The following is a 289-nucleotide window of genomic DNA, read 5'->3' on the forward strand; positions in this document are numbered from 1 at the left end:
TACTGCTTACATGGTTGCACGCATCGGTGCAGGCCCTAAAGGCGAAACCCTAAAGTTTGCTTTGACAGGCGAAGATAAGAAGAAGCGTTCAGGTATTCCAAGTATTGATCTGATTGAAGGCACTGTAGCGCCAGCCCAGCCATTCTATGGTGAAATGCGCATGGAAGGCCGAATCTACGTCTTCAGCACACTAGAAGATATGAATAGCGTTCGAAAAGTAGGCGAAGCACCTTATCGTTTCACAGAAATCGGTTCAGGACCAAAAGGCGAGACTGTTGTCTATGTGCTA

1 pseudogene is annotated in these 289 nt (G+C 47.1%); it reads left to right on the forward strand.

Annotated elements, in window-relative coordinates:
• Positions 1–289, forward strand: a pseudogene (locus A3761_RS27540) (hypothetical protein); the annotation flags it as partial.

The organism is Oleiphilus sp. HI0123, from assembly GCF_001635315.1.